This is a genomic window from Vibrio sp. 99-70-13A1, from assembly GCF_013114625.1.
Lineage (GTDB): Bacteria > Pseudomonadota > Gammaproteobacteria > Enterobacterales > Vibrionaceae > Vibrio.
In genome coordinates, this window is sequence record NZ_VTXD01000012.1 from 40,260 (window position 1) to 59,106 (window position 18,847).

The following is an 18,847-nucleotide window of genomic DNA, read 5'->3' on the forward strand; positions in this document are numbered from 1 at the left end:
TACAAAAGGTAAGGTTATAAGTTCATGATTGGTCGATATTTCGTAATCTAATAGATTCTTCGTGAGAATGGTTTCCCAAAATGTTTCATTAATTCGTTAAAAGTTTATACCGTCCTCAAAATAGACCGAGATATGGTCTTATTTATTACAGACGCAGTGGTCTTTTAGCGGTATTATTTCGCTTACTTCTTAACGTATTGATAACGTATTTACCAATTAAGCATGATAAGAAAAACTTTACCAGTTCTGATTAGCGCCATATTGGCAACTTCAGTGTTCTCTTCAGCCAATGCCCTTGCCGATGTTTCTTTGGAAATAGAGGGGCTAGACGGTGCTCTTCAAGATAATGTAGATGCTTATTTGAGTGCGATTCCTGAAGAGGAGTACTCAGTATCCCTTCGTTTCCAATCTCGTATTGAGTCGATAATTAATGAAGCATTGAATGCTTTGGGCTATTACCACCCCGTTATTGACTTTACATCGACGAATGACGATTCAGAGCTTTTAGCTGTGGTGGATATTGGTGAGCCGATGCTCATTCATACTGCGGATATTGTGATCAGTGGTGAAGCTGAAAATGATCCTGATTTTTTAGCACTCGTAGCCAGCACAAAGTTAACTCAAGGCAGTGTCTTAAATCATAGTGATTATGATTCATTAAAATCGGCCATTCGAAATTTAGCTTTAGCGAAAGGCTATTTTGATGGCAATTACCTTGTGAGCCGTCTTGAAGTTGTGCCTGATCTGAATCGTGCTTATGTGCGATTGCATTATGACAGTGGTATTCGCTACCACTTCGGTAAAACGAAAGTCATTGGCAGCCAAATTGAAGAAGATCGAGTTGAGTCGTTAAGACCATTTGCAGAAAATGAACCTTACCTTGTTTCAAAAGTAGGTGAATATAATAGTAACTTGTCGAACACCGATTGGTTCTCTTCTGTGTTTGTCGAACCCGATCTTGAGTACCTAGGTAAAGGTCGTGAAATTCCAATGAAAGTGTCGCTTTCTCCTCAGTCTAAAAACCAGCTGGAAACAGGTATTGGTTTTTCGACGGATGTTGGTGTGAAAGGTACATTGAAATGGAAGAAACCATGGTTAAACGAATACGGGCATAGTTTTAATAGCAGCTTGTCTATTTCAGAGCCGGAACAAACGGTAGTTGCCAGCTATAAGATCCCTCTTGAAGATGCCTTAAATGAGTATTATCAAATTCAATATGGGATGAAAAACCTAGATAACCGAGATACTAAAAGTTTAGAGTCTAATTTAGCACTGGAGAGACATTGGAGATTAGAAAGCGGCTGGCACAGAACGATTTTCATTCGTTATCTTATTGAAAACTATGAACAAGGCTTACAAAGTGATGTTGGTCAGTTCCTACTGCCAGGTATCTCTTTTTCACGAACTCGAAGTCGTGGTGGTTCAATGCCGATGTGGGGAGATAAACAGAGTATTACCATGGAAGTGGGTGATGACGCTTTGTTGTCAGAAACAAGAGTATTTAGGGTGCAAGGGCGTACAACTTGGATCCGTGGTATTGGTGAAAACCATCGAGGTTTAGCTCGTCTAGAAGGCGGGGCTAACATCGCGGAAGATTTTGATGCTCTTTCTCCTTCCTTAAGGTTCTTTGCTGGTGGTGACAACAGCATTCGTGGTTATGGGTATGAGTCGATTTCCCCTACCGATTCCAGTGGCGCATTAACGGGTGCTAAATTCACAGCCAGCAGCACTTTTGAATATCAATATCGAGTTTATGGCAACTGGTGGGGAGCCATGTTTGTTGACATGGGTGATGCATTCAACAATACACCAGAGTGGAAAAAAGGTACGGGTGTTGGGGTGCGATGGGCATCGCCTGTTGGACCTATTAGTTTAGATTTTGCTTGGGGCTTAGATGCAGACCCTGGTGATGAATTTCAAGTGCATTTCACTTTAGGACCTGAGTTATGATTAAAGTGATGACGAAATGGGCCAAATGGAGCTCAATTTCACTCATTTCACTGCTGTTAGTGGTTGTTGTCTTCTTGGCGACAATCTTGTTTACGAACCCTGGCTTGAATTTAGTCTTATGGGGAGCCGAGAAGGCGCTTCCTCAATTAAAAGTTACTGAAACTTCAGGCGCACTTTTTCCTCGATTTACTCTTCATAATGTTTCTTTCGAAGATGAAAGCCTTCATGTTGATACCAAACTTGAAACGGTCACTTTGGCTATTAACCCAAGGTGCCTGTTAGATCCTGCATTGTGCGTAGATGAGGTTGCTATTCAAGGTTTGGACTTCACGTTATCTGAACTTCCTGAGCCAACTGAAACTCAAGAGCCTGAAACGCCACCGGCTAAATCCATAGCGACACCGTTACCGATAATGGTTAATCGCATTGAATTATCTGATATCAATTTGAATATCTTAGGCAATCAAGTTGACTGGGCATTGTTTTCAACTGCTTTAAAAATGAATGGCGATCGATTAACGATCGCACCGACTGCTTTTAATGATCTTTCAGTTGAGCTGGCTCGATCGGAAACTGGTGATACAGCTGAAAAGGCTGATGATGCTCAGAGCCAAACTACCCAATCTGAACCACAGCCAATTGTATTACCCGAAGTGTGGATCCCGATTAATATTGCCTTACAACGCTTCGATCTAAATCGTTTCACATTAAATCAAGAAACCCCCGTTATCGTGAATCACTTAGGTGTTGAAGCGACAATTGGTGGCAATGTTGTTGATGTAACAACATTAGAGCTCGATGTTCCTCAAGCTAGCGCTAATTTATCGACACGTGTTGAGCTGGTGGGCGGTTACCCCATTGAATTATCGTTAGATGCTTTAGTTAAAGAAACGGATATTTCTGGGCAAACCGTGAACATTCAAGCAAACGGAAGTGTTGCTGAGTTGCACTTTGATTCTACATTTTCTGACGTTATTCAGGCGGAACTATCAGGCAATATCCAGCCTTTAGAACCTACATTACCTTTCGACTTAACCTTGAATAATGGTGTCGCTCAATGGCCTTTGAAAGGTAAAAGCGATATTAGTGTTGATATCGCACAGTTGAAAACAAGTGGCTCGCTTGATGGATACACGTTACTTCTTAATACCAGTATTGCCGGAAAAGATATTCCTGATCTTGCTATAGATTTAAAAGGTAAAGGTACCTTAGAGCAAATCGATTTAGAAAGCTTAACGCTAGGTACATTAGGCGGTGAAGTTCGCGGTAAAGTAATGGCGAATTGGGCTACTCCAATTAACTGGACGGCTGACATTTCACTTAAAGATATTCAGCCTGGTTTACAATGGCCAAAAGCCGAAGGGAACATTAGCGGAAAACTTCAAACGTCTGGTGAGTTAACGGAAGCTGGAGGTTGGGCGGTCGAATTACCAATGCTAGACATAGATGGCATTTTGCGAGATTACCCTCTGAACATTGAAGGCCAACTCAATGCTTCAGATAAAGGTGCGACCGGAGAGCCAAAAATTACGACTCAAGGTTTGGTGCTATCTCATGGCCCTAACGCGTTACAGGCAAAAGGAACATTAGACAAAACATGGAATATGGATGTTGAGGTTAATTTCCCTGAACTCGCCAAAAGCGTTCCTGAATTAGCTGGAAAACTGCTAGGTGAAATTCACTTAAAAGGTCAATTCTTAGAACCTGAAGCGGATCTTTCCCTTAATTTAGAAAAAGTGAATTGGAAAGATGAAGCGACATTGGACAAGCTTTTATTATCTGGTTCAGTTACGCCACTTCCTCATCCTTCAGCTGATCTGACTCTTTCTGCGACAGGTATCGCTTATCAAGAGAACACCGTAGATAACGTACAATTAAATGTTAAAGGTGGTGAGGAGTCTCATGAGTTAACGTTAGATGTGGTGTCTAACATTGTTTCAACCAGTTTGGCTATTTCTGGTGAGTTAACACAGAAGCCAACCATGATTTGGAATGGTGCTCTTGAGAGAATGAAAGTGACCTCAGAGCAAGGTTCATGGGTGTTAGATAAATCAGTATCAATTAAAGCTGATGTTGATAAAGAGTCTGTGATGGTTCAAAACCATTGTTGGCAACAAGCGGGATCAAGTGTTTGTTTAACTGAGGATGCGACGGTAGGTAAGGCGGGTGAAGCGAAGCTTGCCATTAATCAGTTTAACTTTGAGCAAATTAAACAATACATCCCTGAAGGTACGAATGTTGAAGGTTTTGTAAATGCTACTGCTGATGCTAAGTGGGCAGAAGGCGCAGCACCTGAAGTGACGCTTCAAGTAACGTTACCTAAAGGCAAAGCGATTCAAAACCTTGGTGAGCTTGTGACTCTTGGCTGGGAAAGCATTTCACTGAATGCTCAAGTGAAAGGTAACCAGTTAAATGCAGACTGGATGTTGGACGTGACCGATAACGGTGATATTTCAGGTAAATTATTTTTACCCGATGTGCTTATCGAAGATAAAACGGTTGATGCTGAATTTAAACTCACAACATTCAATTTAGATTTCTTAGAGCCGATTTTAGGGCAGTACAGCTTGCTGCAAGCCGAACTTCAGTCTGAATTGGCGATCAAAGGGCAGTTAATGCACCCTCAAGTCTTTGGGCAATTTTCTGTTGATGGTATTCAAGTTAAAGGTGATATCACACCCGTCGATGTTAATAGCGGCAAGGTTCAACTTGATTTTGACGGTTACAACGCGAGTGTGAATGCAGACATTATCACTCCCGATGGCAAGCTAGATATTGAGGGTTCAGGTGATTGGCAAGATCTAGAAGATTGGAACTCGAATCTACGTATTTTTGCTGAAGAGCTTAAAGTGAATTTACCGCCGATGGTCAAAATCAAAGTCGTGCCAGACATGGCCATAGATATCACTCCTAAGCTTGCCAAAATAACCGGTGACATTAGCTTACCTTGGGGCAGAATCGTAGTGGAAGAGCTGCCTCCAAGTGCTGTTGGAGTATCAAAAGACCAAGTGGTGTTGAATGAAAACCTTGAAGCCGATGATTCGGCAAATAGCATTCCTTTTGATGTAGAAACGGACATTAACATCTCAATTGGTGATGATTTCCAATTGTCTGCTTTTGGTTTAGAAGGTGGGCTAATTGGTAAGCTAAACGTTTCCCAGAAAGATAAAGGTCCTTTCATAACCGGTGAAGTCAATATCGCAGATGGTACCTACCAATCCTTTGGGCAAGACTTGGTAATCAAAGAAGGTAAGATTTTGATGAACGGACCCGTCGATCAGCCTTATGTCACGATTAACGCCATTCGAAATCCAGACAACACACAAGATGATGTGACGGCTGGTGTTCGAGTGACAGGTCCTGCAACGGAGCCACAAGTTGAAATCTATTCCGATCCTGCAATGCCTCAAGCCAATGCGTTGTCTTACTTGCTCCGCGGGCAAGATATTGATGGTGAATCAGGTGGCGGCTCAATGACAACAACTCTGATTGGCTTAAGTTTAGCGAAGAGCGGAAAAGTCGTCGGTGAGATTGGTGAAGCTTTTGGTGTGCAAGATTTACAGTTAGATACTGCAGGTTCAGGTGATGACTCTCAAGTCACTGTAAGTGGTTATATTTTACCTGGCTTACAAGTGAAATATGGCGTCGGTATATTTAATTCCTTAGGTGAATTCACCGTTCGTTATCGCCTAATGCAAGATCTTTACGTAGAAGCGGTATCTGGCTTAGACAGCGCAGTTGATCTGCTCTACCAGTTTGAATTTGATTAATCGTTCAGAGCAAAAGTAGTACAGAATTAGGTTTTCAAAGGAGGGATAAGGCAATGCAACATCTTGTTTTTGTATATGGAACTTTAAGAAAAGGGCAATCAAACGCGCATTACCTTTCTTCTAGCGAATTGCTAGGAAGCTTTGAAACTCAACCTGAATTCGCTTTATATGACCTTGGCGCATACCCCGGTATTACTTCTGGAAAGAAGAGGGTATCTGGAGAGGTCTATATGGTTGATGACGAGGTTTTGAAACAACTTGATGTGCTGGAAGATATACCCGTAGAGTATCGCCGAGAAACCATTCAGACCAATTTTGGTCCTGCGTGGATATATATCTATCAGCTGAGCACTTCGAAGAATGGAAGTGAAATTATTTCTGGGGATTGGTGCCAAAGGGTTTAACCAGAGTTCACTGCTGAGTTAAGATTTAAGTTCTCAGAAGAAAAGCCAACACTTATATGTTGGCTTTTTCTTTATGATTTTTGTGCTCTTTTGTGTGAGGCTAGAATCTCTTCACGAGCGGCTTCAATGTCTGCCCATCCATCTACTTTTACCCACTTCCCTGCTTCTAGCTCTTTATATCGTTCAAAAAACTGAGTGATTTGAGCTTTTAATAATTCCGGAATATCGCCAACATTTTGGATATGGTCATACTCTTTTGAAAGCTTTGAGTGTGGAACGGCAAATACTTTCGCATCTTCTCCTGACTCATCTGTCATTTTTAACACCCCAACTGGCCGGCAGCGAATGACAGAACCTGGAATAAGAGGATAGGGAGTCGGAACTAGTACATCAACAGGATCACCATCTAAAGACAGTGTGTCATTTACGTAACCGTAATTACAGGGATAAAACATAGGAGCTGACATAAAGCGATCAACAAATACAGCACCAGAATCTTTATCAACTTCATATTTGATAGGGTCAGCATTGGCTGGGATTTCGATGACAACATAGAGATCATCAGGAAGGGATAGACCTGCAGGAACTAAGTTTAAACTCATTACGATTTCCTTTAGTTAAAACAAAAACAACCATATTAAATTGGTCGATTATCATTAAACTTTAGCTGTAAATCGGCGAAGTAGTAAACTTTACGGGTTTAAATTACCTTCCCATTATTATCTTTCTCGCAAAAAAAACGCCTACCGAAGTAAGCGTTTCCATTTGGATGTTAGGTTAGTCTTGGTTTAACTCCAAGAACTCTTCAACCTTTTTCACCATACTTGGTGAGCCAACAAAGAATGGGACACGTTGGTGCAATTCAGTTGGTTTCAAATCCATAATACGATTTACACCATCAGATGCCGTACCACCCGCTTGTTCCATAATGAATGCCATTGGGTTGCATTCATAAAGTAGACGTAACTTACCTTGAGGGTGGCTTTCAGTACTTGGGTATAAGTAGATGCCGCCTTTAAGAAGGTTACGGTGAAAGTCAGATACCAATGAGCCAATATAACGAGAGATGTATGGGCGGCCTTCACTTGGTGCACTTTCTTGGCAGTATTTGATGTACTTTTTAACACCTGTTGGAAAACGAATGTAGTTACCTTCATTGATCGAATAAATTCGACCTTGATCTGGAATCATCATGTTTTCATGAGATAAACAGAAAGTACCTAAAGAAGGGTCGTAAGTGAAACCATTCACACCTTTGCCCGTTGTGTAAACAAGCATGGTTGATGAACCATAAACCACATAACCAGCAGCGACTTGCTTGTGACCAGGCTGCAAGAAATCTTCTTGAGTTGGAGGCGTACCGATTGGGGATACTCGGCGGTAAATAGAGAAAATAGTACCAACTGAAACATTCACATCAATGTTTGATGAGCCATCCAAAGGATCCATAAGTACAACGTACTTAGCGTTCTTGTTCAGTTCTTTATTAAAAGCAACAGCTTCGTCTTCTTCTTCACTCGCAACACCACAAACTTGATCGCGAGCTTCTAGAGCGGCTTTAAACTTGTCATTAGCGTATAGATCAAGCTTTTGCTGTTCTTCACCTTGAACATTATCTGTACCAACTGCACCAGTAATATCAACGAGACCTGCTTTATTGATTTCACGGTTTACGATTTTTGCAGCAAGACGAATTGATGATAGAAGGGATGAAAGATCACCGCTTGCGTGAGGGAAGTCATTTTGTTTTGCAACAATAAACTCGCCAAGGGTGCGCATCTCAGACATGTTAATTCCTTAAGCTTCTCTAAATATAGTGGGGGATTTTAGTGCTACTGAACCTGACCTCTAGTGGGCTTTTATTCACCTAGACACTTAAGCTAAATTCTACGGGGTAGATCTTTTTAATGGTAATGAACTAAGCGACAGAGATCTCAGTTACAATGTCGACTAAATTTGTTTTGCATTGCTGCTCGCTTTTAGAAGCCGATTCGTGATAAGTAATGCAAATAGTTTTATTGAGAAATTGTTCATTTCACTAGCACTTTTCGACAAGTATTTGGAAGTAACTTATGCATATTCACATCTTAGGGATTTGTGGCACTTTTATGGGTGGTGCCGCTGTTTTAGCTCGTCAATTAGGTCATAAAGTGACAGGAAGCGATGCTAACGTTTACCCGCCCATGAGCACGCTTTTAGAATCCCAAGGAATCGAGATTATTGAAGGGTTCGATCCTCAGCAGTTAGAGCCAAGACCTGATTTAGTGGTGATTGGTAATGCGATGAGCCGTGGTAATCCGTGCGTTGAATATGTATTAAACAATAATCTCAAATACACGTCTGGACCCCAGTGGTTACAAGAGTTCTTGCTGCATGATCGCTGGGTTATTGCGGTTTCTGGAACGCATGGAAAAACGACTACATCGAGTATGCTAGCTTGGATTTTAGAAGATTGTGGTTATGCCCCTGGCTTCTTGGTGGGAGGGGTACTTGGCAATTTTGGTATCTCAGCTCGCTTAGGTGAGAGTATGTTCTTCGTAGTCGAAGCTGATGAGTATGACAGTGCTTTTTTCGATAAACGTTCTAAGTTTGTTCACTACCATCCAAGAACCTTGGTCATGAACAATTTAGAGTTCGATCATGCAGATATTTTTGATGATTTAGAGGCCATTAAGCGTCAATTCCATCATTTGGTGCGCACAGTTCCAAGTAATGGTCGTATTTTCTCCCCAAGACAAGATTCTGCCATTGAAGATGTACTGGAACGTGGTTGTTGGAGTGAAACTGAATACAGCAGTGAAGCTTCATTGAATCAAGAAACTGATGCTTTAGTGAATCAGCCTAGTGAAGAAAGCCTGAATGATTGGCGAGCTGAAAAGTTAGTGAAAGATGGCTCTCAATTTAATGTGTATTTCCAAAATGAAAAAGTCGGAAAGGTGGATTGGAACCTTGTTGGCGACCACAATGTAAATAATGCACTGATGGCAATTGCTGCCGCTCGCCATGTGGGCGTGACTCCAGACTTAGGTTGTGAATCTCTTGCCAAGTTTATTAATACGAAGCGTCGTTTAGAACTAAAAGGCGAAGTTGCAGAAGTGAAGGTGTATGACGATTTTGCTCATCACCCTACAGCGATTGAACTTACTTTAGGCGGGTTACGTAATAAAGTAGGTGATAAGAAAATTATCGCGGTTTTGGAACCTCGCTCTGCCACGATGAAACGAGGCGTACATAAAGAAACCTTAGCTGGCTCTTTAAAGCAGGCTGATTCTACTTACTTGTTCCAGCCTGATAACATTGATTGGTCAGTGCAAGATATTGCTGACGCATGTCATCAGCCCGCTTATGTGAGTGATGATATGGACGCTTTCGTATCAAGAATTGTTGCTGAAGCACAGCCACAAGACCAAATACTTGTGATGAGTAATGGCGGCTTTGGCGGTATCCATCAAAAGCTACTTGATGCACTTGCGAGCAAGAATTAACACTCACCATAGAATCATTAATAAGAAGTAATTGAGATCATGACGACAAAGAATAAAGCCATCACATTAGCTTTTACGGGTGCTTCTGGTGCCCCTTATGGCTTGCGTTTATTAGAGTGTTTACTTGCTGCTGATTATCAAGTGTATTTGCTCATTTCTTCTGCGGCTCGCGTAGTCATGGCAACGGAACATGATCTTAAATTGCCAGCAGGTCCAGACGCGGCAAAATCGGTGTTGGTTGAGCACTTGAATTGCGATCCTGAAAAGCTGATTGTATGTGGCAAGGATGATTGGTTTTCGCCTGTGGCATCAGGTTCTGCTGCTCCTAAGCAGATGGTGGTTTGCCCATGTTCAGCAGGAAGTGTTGCGTCTATCGCTCATGGAATGTCAGATAATTTGATTGAACGGGCAGCCGATGTAGTGATGAAAGAGCGTGGGCAATTATTGCTGGTGGTAAGAGAAACTCCATTTTCTACACTGCATTTAGAGAACATGCATAAACTATCCACTATGGGTGTGACTATTATGCCCGCTGCTCCGGGTTTTTATCATCAACCTAAGACCATTGAAGATCTGGTGGATTTTATGGTGGCGAGAATTTTGGATCATCTTGGCGTTGAGCAAGGTTTAGTACCACGTTGGGGATATGATCAACGCAAGTAACAGGATCGTTATAGCTTATTGAGTCAATTCCAATTACAATCCAAATCACTCATCGGGGAGCGAAGCATTCAATTTATGAATGTTAGCTGAGATCAAGTTTAACCTTGGGACCCGTAAACCTGAACCAGATAATGCTGGCGTAGGAATTGAGTTAGGATCCTACCTATTTATCCTCCCTCAAACCTGTGCCGCTCAAGACCATGGAGAGCGTCCAGTGAAATTTGCATTAACTACTCTTGCTTTAGCAACAGTGACTTCATTCTCAGCTTTAGCTGCTGATAGTACATCAACGGCTGACAGCACATTAACAGTATACACATACGATTCTTTTGCTGCTGATTGGGGACCGAGACCAGCAGTAGAAAAAGCGTTTGAAGCTCAGTGTGGCTGTGATGTTAACTTTGTTGCTTTAGAAGATGGCGTGTCTATTTTAAACCGTCTGCGTCTTGAAGGTGGCAATAGTAAAGCTGACATCGTATTGGGTTTAGATAACAACCTGATGGCTGAAGCGAAAAAAACAGGTTTATTGACTGAGCATAAAGTCGATACTTCAGCTGTTACTTTGCCTAATGGTTGGAGCGATAATACGTTTGTACCGTTCGACTTTGGTTACTTTGCTTTTGTTTACAATAAAGAAAAGCTAGAAAATCCGCCAAAAAGCTTAAAAGAATTAGTTGAACAACGTGATGATCTTAAAGTGATTTATCAAGATCCTCGCACCTCAACGCCTGGTCAAGGTTTAATGCTTTGGATGAAGTCTGTGTATGGTGACGACACGACTCAAGCATGGAAACAGCTAGCGAAAAAGACAGTAACCGTGACTAAAGGTTGGTCTGAAGCTTACTCTATGTTTTTAGAGGGTGAATCTGATTTAGTGCTTTCTTACACGACGTCACCTGCTTATCACATTATTGCAGAAAGCGAATCAAAATACGCAGCCGCAAATTTTGCTGAAGGTCATTACACACAAGTTGAAGTGGCAGCAAAAGTGAAAGGCAGCAAAAATGAGAAGCTTGCTGACGAATTCATGCAGTTCATTTTAAGCGATGGCTTCCAATCAGCCATGCCAACCGGAAATTGGATGTACCCAGTGACTGGCGTTAAATTACCTGAAGGTTTTGAAGCGTTGACAGTGCCAAGTAATGCACTGAGTTTTTCTTCAGATGAAGTGGCTGAAAACCGTAAAACTTGGATCCGTGAATGGCAAAGTGCTTTAACTTTTTAATCGTTCTTTTTGGTTCTAAATTGAACATTTTTAACGGAGCGACATGTTAAATTCGATTCCAAAGATTGGCTTATGGGTTGCGTTACTCATTGCCGCTTTTGTTATTTCATCAGTAGGGGCATTGCTTAGCAATGCCCCTTCTCTTGATATAAGCCAAGTATGGTCAGACCCTTACTATTGGCATGTAACAAAATTCAGTTTCTATCAAGCTACACTTTCGATGTTATTGAGTGTGCTTTTTGCTATTCCTGTTGCTCATGCTTTATCTCGTAGGCAGTTCCCTGGGCGAAGTATTCTATTGCGGCTTTTTGCCTCTACCTTGGTGCTTCCTGTTCTCGTTGGTGTGTTTGGGATTCTAGCGATTTATGGCAACAGTGGTTGGCTAGCGAAAGGGCTCGCTCAATTTGATATTAAACTCCCATTTTCTATCTACGGTCTTAATGGCATTTTGCTTGCGCATGTCTTTTTCAATTTACCTTATGCGAGCCGACTTTTATTACAAGCTATCGAGACTGTGCCTGCAGAACAGCACAAGCTGTGTGCTCATTTAGGAATGACGCACTGGGATAAATTCAAATGGGTAGAATGGCCGAGGTTACGCCAGCAGCTTCCCCATGTCTGTGGCTTAGTGTTTATGCTTTGCTTTACTAGTTTTGCAACTGTCATGGCGCTGGGAGGTGGTCCGAAATCGACCACTATTGAACTCGCCATTTATCAAGCGATTAAGTTTGATTTTGATTTGCAGGCGGGGGCGATACTGGCGATTTGGCAAATGCTATTGTGTGGTGTCCTCGCGATCAGTATTCAACGCTTCTCTAAACCGATCTCTGTTACTCCTAGCCAACAGTCTGATGATAAGTACTTAGTGAAAGATACCTATTGGTCAAAAGGGTGGGATAGCTTTTGGATCATCGTAGTCTCATTGCTTGTGTTACCACCTTTAATCATGGTCATCATCAGTGGTATTAATGCGCAAGGCTTCACTGTCTTAACCAGTACGCCTTTTTGGGCAGCTCTCGGAACTTCATTAAAAGTGGCGGTGCTTGCCAGTACTATTGCGATGATCATTGGTATCGCGATTCTTATAACTAGCCGAGCTTGGCGTTTGCATGGCAAAAACTTCAAAGCCGATAAAATTGAATTAGTGGGCACCATTATTTTGGTGACACCAGGGCTAGTGATCAGTACTGGTTTATTCTTGTTACTTCGATCATTTACCGATGTTTTTAGCTTAGCCTTTTTCGTTGTGGTTGCGGTTAATAGCTTAATGGCATTGCCTTACGTGATTAAAACCCTTGCTCAACCTATGTTGCACCTAGCACAGCAATACCAATACTTGTGCCCAAGTTTGGGTATGACAGGGCTGACTCGATTTAGGCTGGTGGAGTGGCGAGCATTAAGAAAGCCGATGGCACAAGCGTTTGCGATTAGCTTTATGCTTGCTATTGGTGACTTAAGCGCAATTGCCTTATTTGGCAGTCATGATTTTAGAACGCTACCTTTGTATTTATTCCAGTTGTTAGGCAGTTATCAAATGGAAGCGGCTGCGGTGGTTTCTGTGAGTTTATTGTTGCTGAGTGTGGGTAGTTTCAGTCTGATTGAATTCTTATTTACTCGAAATTCAAATCCCAACGCTAAAGAGTTAAGGAACCGATAATGTTAGTGATGAAAGAGGTGAACTACCACTATCACCGAGAGTTGTTTCGCTTTGATTTTCAAGCTGAGCAGGGCGACATTGTCGCTTTGATGGGACCGAGCGGTGCTGGTAAATCTACACTATTGGCGCTGGTTGCGGGATTTATCGAGCCCACATCGGGTGAGATCTCTGTGGCAGGGCAATCGCTTATTGGTAAAGAAGCGCATCAACGCCCATTGGCTATGTTGTTTCAAGAACATAACCTGTTTGCCCACCTCACGGTACGTGAAAATATTGGCTTAGGGTTGCATCCGGGTTTAAAGCTTACAGTAACCCAAAAGCTCGAAGTTGAGCAGGCTGCAGCACAAGTTGGAGTGGCGGAATATTTAGATAGATTGCCGGAGCATTTATCTGGCGGTCAACGTCAGCGTGTCGCGCTTGCCCGCTGTTTTGTTCAGCCGCATGATATTTGGTTACTTGATGAACCTTTCTCAGCACTTGACCCTTTGCTTCGTGAGGAAATGCTTAACCTAGTGAAGCGATTGGCGGCAGAGCGAAATATTACGGTCTTGATGGTGACTCACCATTTAGGTGATGCACGCAGTATCGCGAATAAGTTTGTTTTTGTGGCTCTTGGTAAGGTGCTGGTTGAAGACTCGATAGAAGTACTGACGGCTGATCATCCACAGCAAGAATTGAGCTCATTTGTTAAAGCGGGTGAGTGATGACTGAACTTTGATACTCAATACATATTGAGGCTAAGTACATATTAATACTCGGTATATCTTAATACTTCAGTACATATGAATAATAAGAACTTCTAAAACCAAAAGACCTAGCATGTGCTAGGTCTTTGATTATCTTTCTTAGTCAAGGGAGGCGAAGGTTAGTCGCCTAGCTTTAACTCTTTTAAGATTTGGAAAATCTCACGAGAAGATTTAGCTGGCTTATTCGCTGATTTCTCTTTGTTAGCTTGGCGAGCGAGCTGACGAAGACGTTGACGGTCTGCTTCAGGGTACATGTCCATCACTTCTGAAATAGCTTTATCGCCTTCTGCTACAACGCGGTCACGCAGTTGTTCTAGTTTGTGCAGTTCAACAGTTGCTTGAGAGTGTTTGTTGCGAATCTTATCTAAAGCCGCTTGAATTGGCTCAGGATCTACATTGCGCATTACTTTACCAATGTATTGAAGCTGACGTCGCTTTGCTTCGTTCTTAAAGCGCTGTGCATCTTTAATCGCTAAAGCCAGATCTTCAGACAAAGGAAACTTATCAAGAATAGAAGGCTTTAGTTCAACAAGCTCTTCTCCCAGCTTTTGCAGGGCGTCCATGTCCGTTTTCATTTCTGTCTTACTTACCCAGATGATTTCTTCTTCTGGTTCCCATGGGGCTTTTTGGTTTTTGCGAGCCATCTTTTCTGCCTATATCACTATCTCAAACGAATATACGCCTATTTTAGCAAGAATCTTGGGGAGAATGCGAAATTCTTGTTATCCTAACGAATATTGATACTTAAAATTAGATTAGATATGGATGTGAAACAGCAAGTCGCTCAGCAACGCGTTGAGTTAGAAGCCGCAGTAGCGAAAGCATTAGACATGGCATCAGTCAGCTCAGACGCTGCTGAAGTCGCAATAACTAAATCAACGGGATTAAGTGTTTCTACTCGCATGTGTGAAGTGGAAAACGTTGAATTTAATAGTGATGGTGCGCTTGGTATTACTGTTTATCGCGGTCAGAAGAAAGGCAGCGCATCAACATCTGATCTTAGTGAAAAAGCTATCGCTCAGACTGTTGCTGCTGCATTAGATATTGCCCAGTACACTTCTGAAGACCCATATGCAGGTCCTGCACCTAAAGAGTTAATGGTTCAAGATATTCCTGACCTTGACCTATTCCACCCTGACGAACCTAACCCTGATACTGCCGCTGAGATTGCTATTGCAGCAGAAAGACAAGCTCTGGCTTATAGTGACAAGATTAAGCAAAGTGATGGTGCAAGTTACGACAGCCATTACGGTGTGAAGGTTTATGGTAATAGCCATGGATTATTAGCCAGCTATGCTTCAAGTCGTCACAGCACGAGCTGTTGTGTGATTGGTGAAGGTGCAAATGGGGAAATGGAGCGAGACTACAGCTATACGCTTGCTCGTCACCGTGATGATTTGTGGACGCCTGAGCGTGTTGGTCAAGAAGCGGCAGAAAAAACCGTTAGCCGTTTAGATGCAAGAAAGCTAGCAACGGGTAAATACCCGATCATGTTTGCTCCTGATGTTGCAACAGGTCTCGTTGGTCATTTAGTGATGGCTATCAGTGGTGGCAATCTATATCGCAAGTCTTCATTCTTATTGGATCACCTAGGTAAACAAATTTTACCTGAGTGGTTTAATATTTCTGAAAAACCACATGTTTTACGCGGTTTGGCTTCTAGCCCTTTTGATAGTGAAGGCGTCTTCACTCAAGATCGTGAAATCATTACTGATGGTGTGTTAGCGACTTATCTCCTGACGAGCTACGCTGCGCGTAAAATGGATATGACTTCAACAGGTCACGCTGGTGGTATTCACAACTGGTTCGTGAAATCGACAGGTCAAAACTTTGAGCAGATGTTGAAAGAGCTGGGTACTGGCTTTCTTGTTACTGAGGTAATGGGGCAGGGTGTTAATACCGTAACTGGTGATTACTCTCGTGGTGCTGCTGGTTTTTGGGTTGAAAATGGTGAGATTCAATATCCAGTATCAGAAGTGACGATTGCGGGTAATTTGAAAGATATGTTTACCCAAATTGTTGCCGTTGGTAATGACGTGGAAACGCGTTCACAGATTCAAACGGGTTCTATTTTATTGGAATCAATGAAAGTTGCTGGCGAGTAAGTTAGTCACTTCAGATAAAGAAAAGGGAGCGATTATGCTCCCTTTTTGTACTTGGTATTCAGTGCTTGGTCGTGAGTGCTTGTTTATTAAGATTTAAAACTTGGTATTGCCTTAAGTGTATTCTCTAAATGAACGAGTTAAATGACTCAGCTAGATAGATGAGCCAAGTACGATAAATTTAGATAAGAACAGTTGCTAATCCTAAGAATACCGATAGACCAATCACATCGGTAACCGTCGTGAGTGCCATACCGCCAGCGAGTGCAGGGTCGATATTCATTTTCTTAAGCATGACAGGAATAGTTACCCCTGCAATTCCGGCTACGATTAAGTTTGTCATCATTGCTGCTGAGATGATCCCACCAAGTATCCAGTTACCTTTCCAAGCAACCACAATACCACCAATGATCACCGCCCAAAGCACACCATTTAGAAAGCCAATTGCTGCTTCTTTTAGGAGTAGTTCGCGTTTATTACTATCACCGATGTGACCCAGAGCTAAACCACGAATCACTAGAGCGACCGTTTGGTTACCTGCCACACCACCCATAGAAGGGACAATTGTCATTAATACAGCAATGGCAGCCATTTGATCTAAAGTGGCTTCAAACATGTTGGAAACCGAGGCTGCAGCAAGTGCAGCAAGCACGTTTGCCCCTAGCCAGACACTTCGACGACGTGCTGATTTCACTACTGGTGCAAAGGTATCTTCATCGTCATCCATACCTGCCATGCTCATCATCGAGTGCTCGGCGTCTTCACGAATGACATCGACAACGTCATCGATCGTAATACGACCGACTAGGTGTTGATTTTCATCGACAACCGGAGCTGAGACCCAATTTCGACGCTCAAAAAGGCTGGCGATATCAGACGCGCTGGTTTCAACGGTAATGGCTTCGTCGGCATTTTCCATGACTTCAGAAACTCGCACATCAGGCTGATTGGTTATCAACGCAGTGAGCGATAAGTTACCGATTAATCGGTTTTCTTCATCAATGACATAAAGTGCATCTGTTGCATCAGGTAATTCACCGCGCATTCGCATATAACGAAGTACAACATCGATATCGACATCACCACGAATGGTGACTACATCGGTGTTCATCAATGCACCAGCAGAATCTTCCGGGTAAGACAGAGCTGTTTCGACAAGAGCCCGATCAACCGAGTCCATTTGAGATAGGACTTCACGAGATACATCATCAGGTAAGCTTCGAAGTACGTAGGCAACATCATCGGTTTCCATACCTTCAGTTGCTTCTGCGAGTGTTTCAGGTGCCATTTTGGACACCAACGCATCTTTTACGTCTTCGTTGAGTTCATCAAGAATTTCACCGTAGTCTTCAGGGTCAGTGAGTTGCCAAAGTACTTCACGGCTTTTTCGCGGGGATGCTTCTAAAAGGTGTGCGATATCTTCAGGTTCCATATCCTGAAGTTGTCGGCGTACATGGACAAAACGACCGTTCTCTAAGGCTTCGCTGACTTCTTGTAGGGTTTGGTGAGCTTGGTCAAATTCTAATTGTTCGGCCATTCTGCCCCCTAAGTCGTTATTATTACAATGTTTCGAATAGTAACTTAATTCTAGCCCTTATTTAATAAGAACTTATTACGTTAGGGAATTAAATTGAGAATAATTGAAGTACGAATATGAAGGCGCTGACGGGATGTAAATACATGGAAAAAATGGGGCTATTCGCCCTCATCAAATTTATCTTCAATTAAATGACAAACTGCGTCTAAAGCTTCTTGAGCATCGACGCCTGATGCCTGAATTGTGATGTTCTGTCCTTGAGCGGATTCAAGCATTAAGAGCCCCATTACGCTGTCTGCTGTAGCTGTTTTTTCTTCTTCACTATGGACGGTAATGGTCGCAGTATAGCTCTGTGCAAGTTCGACAAGCTTTACTGCAGCCCTTGCATGTAAACCAAGTCGATTTTGTATTAATACCGTTCGCGTTAGTTCCATGCTTAGTCTCTATTGGTTTTTTTCTAAAGAGGCGTGTCTGATCTGAACTTGATGACCGAGTTCAGAGAAATATTCACCAATTTTTTGCGTCAGGTAGACTGAACGATGTTTTCCGCCAGTACAACCAATTGCGACAGTGAGGTAGCTTCGGTTGTTTTTCTCTAACATAGGTAGCCACTGCTCAACAAAACCTTGGATCTGCTGCTTGAGTTCAATCACTTCTTTATGTTTTTCAAGAAATGAATGGATAGGTGCATCGAGACCTGTCATTGGGCGTAAAGCTGGTTCCCAATGTGGATTTGGCAGGAATCGAACATCGAAGACATAATCCGCGTCGCTTGGAAGACCGTATTTAAACCCAAACGACTGAAATACCATGATGAGATCTTGCTTTTCTTTGCCTTCAATTTTTAAACGAACAGTTTCACTTAGCTCATAGAGGGTTTGATTACTGCTGTCTAAAACGAGATTAGCTTGTTCAATGAGTGGAGATAGAAGTGTTTTTTCCAGCTCGATTGCTTGATCAAGAGAAAGCTTTTCAGAGCTGAGTGATAAAGGGTGAATGCGGCGTGTTTCACTGTAGCGTTTGAGTAAGGTTGTCTTGTCCGCATCTAAAAATAAAACATCGACATCAATGTCGTTCGACGCTTTTATCTGATCTAGAGCATCCGAAACTAAAGTCGGCTCTTCAGGCAAATTACGAATATCAATACTGACTGCTACGTTTTGGTTACTGTCTTTAATGGAAGAAACAAAGGCACTCAGCAAAGTAACAGGTAAATTATCAACGCAGTAATAGCCTAAGTCTTCTAAAACACGAAGCGCCACACTTTTTCCTGCACCAGACTGACCGCTGACAACGATTAATCTCATC

General features: G+C 42.4%; 15 protein-coding genes and 1 riboswitch. Of the genes, 9 read left to right on the plus strand and 6 right to left on the minus strand.

The window, feature by feature from the left end; all coding sequences use genetic code 11:
- Window positions 1-222: 222 nt before the first annotated feature.
- From F0226_RS09875 to F0226_RS09885, 3 genes are read left to right on the plus strand one after another with little or no spacing between them, the layout of a single operon-like run.
- Window positions 223-1,950, plus strand: a complete 1,728-nt coding sequence (locus F0226_RS09875) for an autotransporter assembly complex family protein (RefSeq protein ID WP_171735472.1) — start codon at window positions 223-225, stop codon at window positions 1,948-1,950.
- Window positions 1,947-5,720, plus strand: a complete 3,774-nt coding sequence (locus tag F0226_RS09880) for a translocation/assembly module TamB domain-containing protein (RefSeq protein WP_171735473.1) — start codon at window positions 1,947-1,949, stop codon at window positions 5,718-5,720. The genes F0226_RS09875 and F0226_RS09880 overlap by 4 nt, the downstream gene beginning before the upstream one ends.
- Window positions 5,721-5,773: 53 nt before the next feature.
- Complete coding sequence (locus F0226_RS09885) at window positions 5,774-6,124, plus strand: gamma-glutamylcyclotransferase family protein (RefSeq protein WP_171735474.1); 351 nt, start codon at window positions 5,774-5,776, stop codon at window positions 6,122-6,124.
- 71 nt (window positions 6,125-6,195) lie between these two features.
- Here F0226_RS09885 and ppa read toward each other — a convergent pair whose 3' ends face one another.
- Together ppa and fbp are read right to left on the minus strand one after the other, a co-directional pair.
- Window positions 6,196-6,726: an inorganic diphosphatase gene (ppa, locus tag F0226_RS09890; RefSeq protein WP_171735475.1), complete on the minus strand. Its 531-nt coding sequence runs from the start codon at window positions 6,724-6,726 to the stop codon at window positions 6,196-6,198.
- 175 nt (window positions 6,727-6,901) lie between these two features.
- Window positions 6,902-7,912, minus strand: a complete 1,011-nt coding sequence (gene fbp, locus F0226_RS09895; protein WP_171735476.1) for a class 1 fructose-bisphosphatase — start codon at window positions 7,910-7,912, stop codon at window positions 6,902-6,904.
- 284 nt (window positions 7,913-8,196) lie between these two features.
- On the opposite strand from fbp, the gene mpl reads away from it, so the two are divergent.
- The 5 genes from mpl to thiQ all read left to right on the plus strand — a co-directional run bounded on the left by mpl (window position 8,197) and on the right by thiQ (window position 13,858).
- Window positions 8,197-9,609, plus strand: coding sequence for a UDP-N-acetylmuramate:L-alanyl-gamma-D-glutamyl-meso-diaminopimelate ligase (gene mpl, locus F0226_RS09900; protein ID WP_171735477.1), 1,413 nt, complete (start codon window positions 8,197-8,199; stop codon window positions 9,607-9,609).
- 39 nt (window positions 9,610-9,648) lie between these two features.
- On the plus strand, window positions 9,649-10,272 hold the full coding sequence (locus tag F0226_RS09905; protein ID WP_171735478.1) for a flavin prenyltransferase UbiX: 624 nt from the start codon (window positions 9,649-9,651) through the stop codon (window positions 10,270-10,272).
- Between the two features lie 43 nt (window positions 10,273-10,315).
- Window positions 10,316-10,435: riboswitch (TPP riboswitch) on the plus strand.
- A gap of 51 nt (window positions 10,436-10,486) precedes the next feature.
- Window positions 10,487-11,497, plus strand: a complete 1,011-nt coding sequence (gene thiB, locus F0226_RS09910) for a thiamine ABC transporter substrate binding subunit (protein ID WP_171735479.1) — start codon at window positions 10,487-10,489, stop codon at window positions 11,495-11,497.
- Between the two features lie 43 nt (window positions 11,498-11,540).
- On the plus strand, window positions 11,541-13,154 hold the full coding sequence (thiP, locus tag F0226_RS09915; RefSeq protein WP_171735480.1) for a thiamine/thiamine pyrophosphate ABC transporter permease ThiP: 1,614 nt from the start codon (window positions 11,541-11,543) through the stop codon (window positions 13,152-13,154).
- Window positions 13,154-13,858 carry a thiamine ABC transporter ATP-binding protein gene (gene thiQ, locus F0226_RS09920; RefSeq protein ID WP_171735481.1) on the plus strand — a complete coding sequence of 235 codons (705 nt, stop codon included), beginning with the start codon at window positions 13,154-13,156 and terminating at the stop codon, window positions 13,856-13,858. The genes thiP and thiQ overlap by 1 nt, the downstream gene beginning before the upstream one ends.
- Before the next feature lie 161 nt (window positions 13,859-14,019).
- Here the strand turns inward: thiQ and yjgA are convergent, their stop codons facing one another.
- Window positions 14,020-14,544 carry a ribosome biogenesis factor YjgA gene (gene yjgA / locus F0226_RS09925; RefSeq protein ID WP_137375178.1) on the minus strand — a complete coding sequence of 175 codons (525 nt, stop codon included), beginning with the start codon at window positions 14,542-14,544 and terminating at the stop codon, window positions 14,020-14,022.
- A gap of 117 nt (window positions 14,545-14,661) precedes the next feature.
- On the opposite strand from yjgA, the gene pmbA reads away from it, so the two are divergent.
- On the plus strand, window positions 14,662-16,005 hold the full coding sequence (gene pmbA, locus F0226_RS09930; protein WP_171735482.1) for a metalloprotease PmbA: 1,344 nt from the start codon (window positions 14,662-14,664) through the stop codon (window positions 16,003-16,005).
- Window positions 16,006-16,183: 178 nt separating this feature from the next.
- On the opposite strand, the gene mgtE is transcribed toward pmbA, so the two are convergent.
- The 3 genes from mgtE to rapZ all read right to left on the minus strand — a co-directional run bounded on the left by mgtE (window position 16,184) and on the right by rapZ (window position 18,846).
- Entirely contained in the window at window positions 16,184-17,539 is a 1,356-nt protein-coding gene (gene mgtE / locus F0226_RS09935; protein WP_171735483.1) for a magnesium transporter, read from the minus strand.
- Window positions 17,540-17,697: 158 nt separating this feature from the next.
- Entirely contained in the window at window positions 17,698-17,973 is a 276-nt protein-coding gene (locus F0226_RS09940; RefSeq protein WP_171735484.1) for an HPr family phosphocarrier protein, read from the minus strand.
- A 9-nt stretch (window positions 17,974-17,982) separates the two neighbouring features.
- Window positions 17,983-18,846: an RNase adapter RapZ gene (rapZ, locus tag F0226_RS09945; RefSeq protein WP_171735485.1), complete on the minus strand. Its 864-nt coding sequence runs from the start codon at window positions 18,844-18,846 to the stop codon at window positions 17,983-17,985.
- Between the last annotated feature and the right edge of the window lies 1 nt (window position 18,847).

Excerpts from the sequence above, each read along its gene's own strand:
- F0226_RS09875 (WP_171735472.1), top strand. The coding sequence starts at position 223 with ATGATAAGAAAAACTTTACCAGTTCTGATTAGCGCCATATTGGCAACT.
- F0226_RS09880 (WP_171735473.1), top strand. The coding sequence starts at position 1,947 with ATGATTAAAGTGATGACGAAATGGGCCAAATGGAGCTCAATTTCACTC.
- F0226_RS09885 (WP_171735474.1), top strand. The coding sequence starts at position 5,774 with ATGCAACATCTTGTTTTTGTATATGGAACTTTAAGAAAAGGGCAATCA.
- ppa (WP_171735475.1), bottom strand. The coding sequence starts at position 6,726 with ATGAGTTTAAACTTAGTTCCTGCAGGTCTATCCCTTCCTGATGATCTC.
- fbp (WP_171735476.1), bottom strand. The coding sequence starts at position 7,912 with ATGTCTGAGATGCGCACCCTTGGCGAGTTTATTGTTGCAAAACAAAAT.
- mpl (WP_171735477.1), top strand. The coding sequence starts at position 8,197 with ATGCATATTCACATCTTAGGGATTTGTGGCACTTTTATGGGTGGTGCC.
- F0226_RS09905 (WP_171735478.1), top strand. The coding sequence starts at position 9,649 with ATGACGACAAAGAATAAAGCCATCACATTAGCTTTTACGGGTGCTTCT.
- thiP (WP_171735480.1), top strand. The coding sequence starts at position 11,541 with ATGTTAAATTCGATTCCAAAGATTGGCTTATGGGTTGCGTTACTCATT.
- thiQ (WP_171735481.1), top strand. The coding sequence starts at position 13,154 with ATGTTAGTGATGAAAGAGGTGAACTACCACTATCACCGAGAGTTGTTT.
- yjgA (WP_137375178.1), bottom strand. The coding sequence starts at position 14,544 with ATGGCTCGCAAAAACCAAAAAGCCCCATGGGAACCAGAAGAAGAAATC.
- pmbA (WP_171735482.1), top strand. The coding sequence starts at position 14,662 with ATGGATGTGAAACAGCAAGTCGCTCAGCAACGCGTTGAGTTAGAAGCC.
- mgtE (WP_171735483.1), bottom strand. The coding sequence starts at position 17,539 with ATGGCCGAACAATTAGAATTTGACCAAGCTCACCAAACCCTACAAGAA.
- F0226_RS09940 (WP_171735484.1), bottom strand. The coding sequence starts at position 17,973 with ATGGAACTAACGCGAACGGTATTAATACAAAATCGACTTGGTTTACAT.
- rapZ (WP_171735485.1), bottom strand. The coding sequence starts at position 18,846 with ATGAGATTAATCGTTGTCAGCGGTCAGTCTGGTGCAGGAAAAAGTGTG.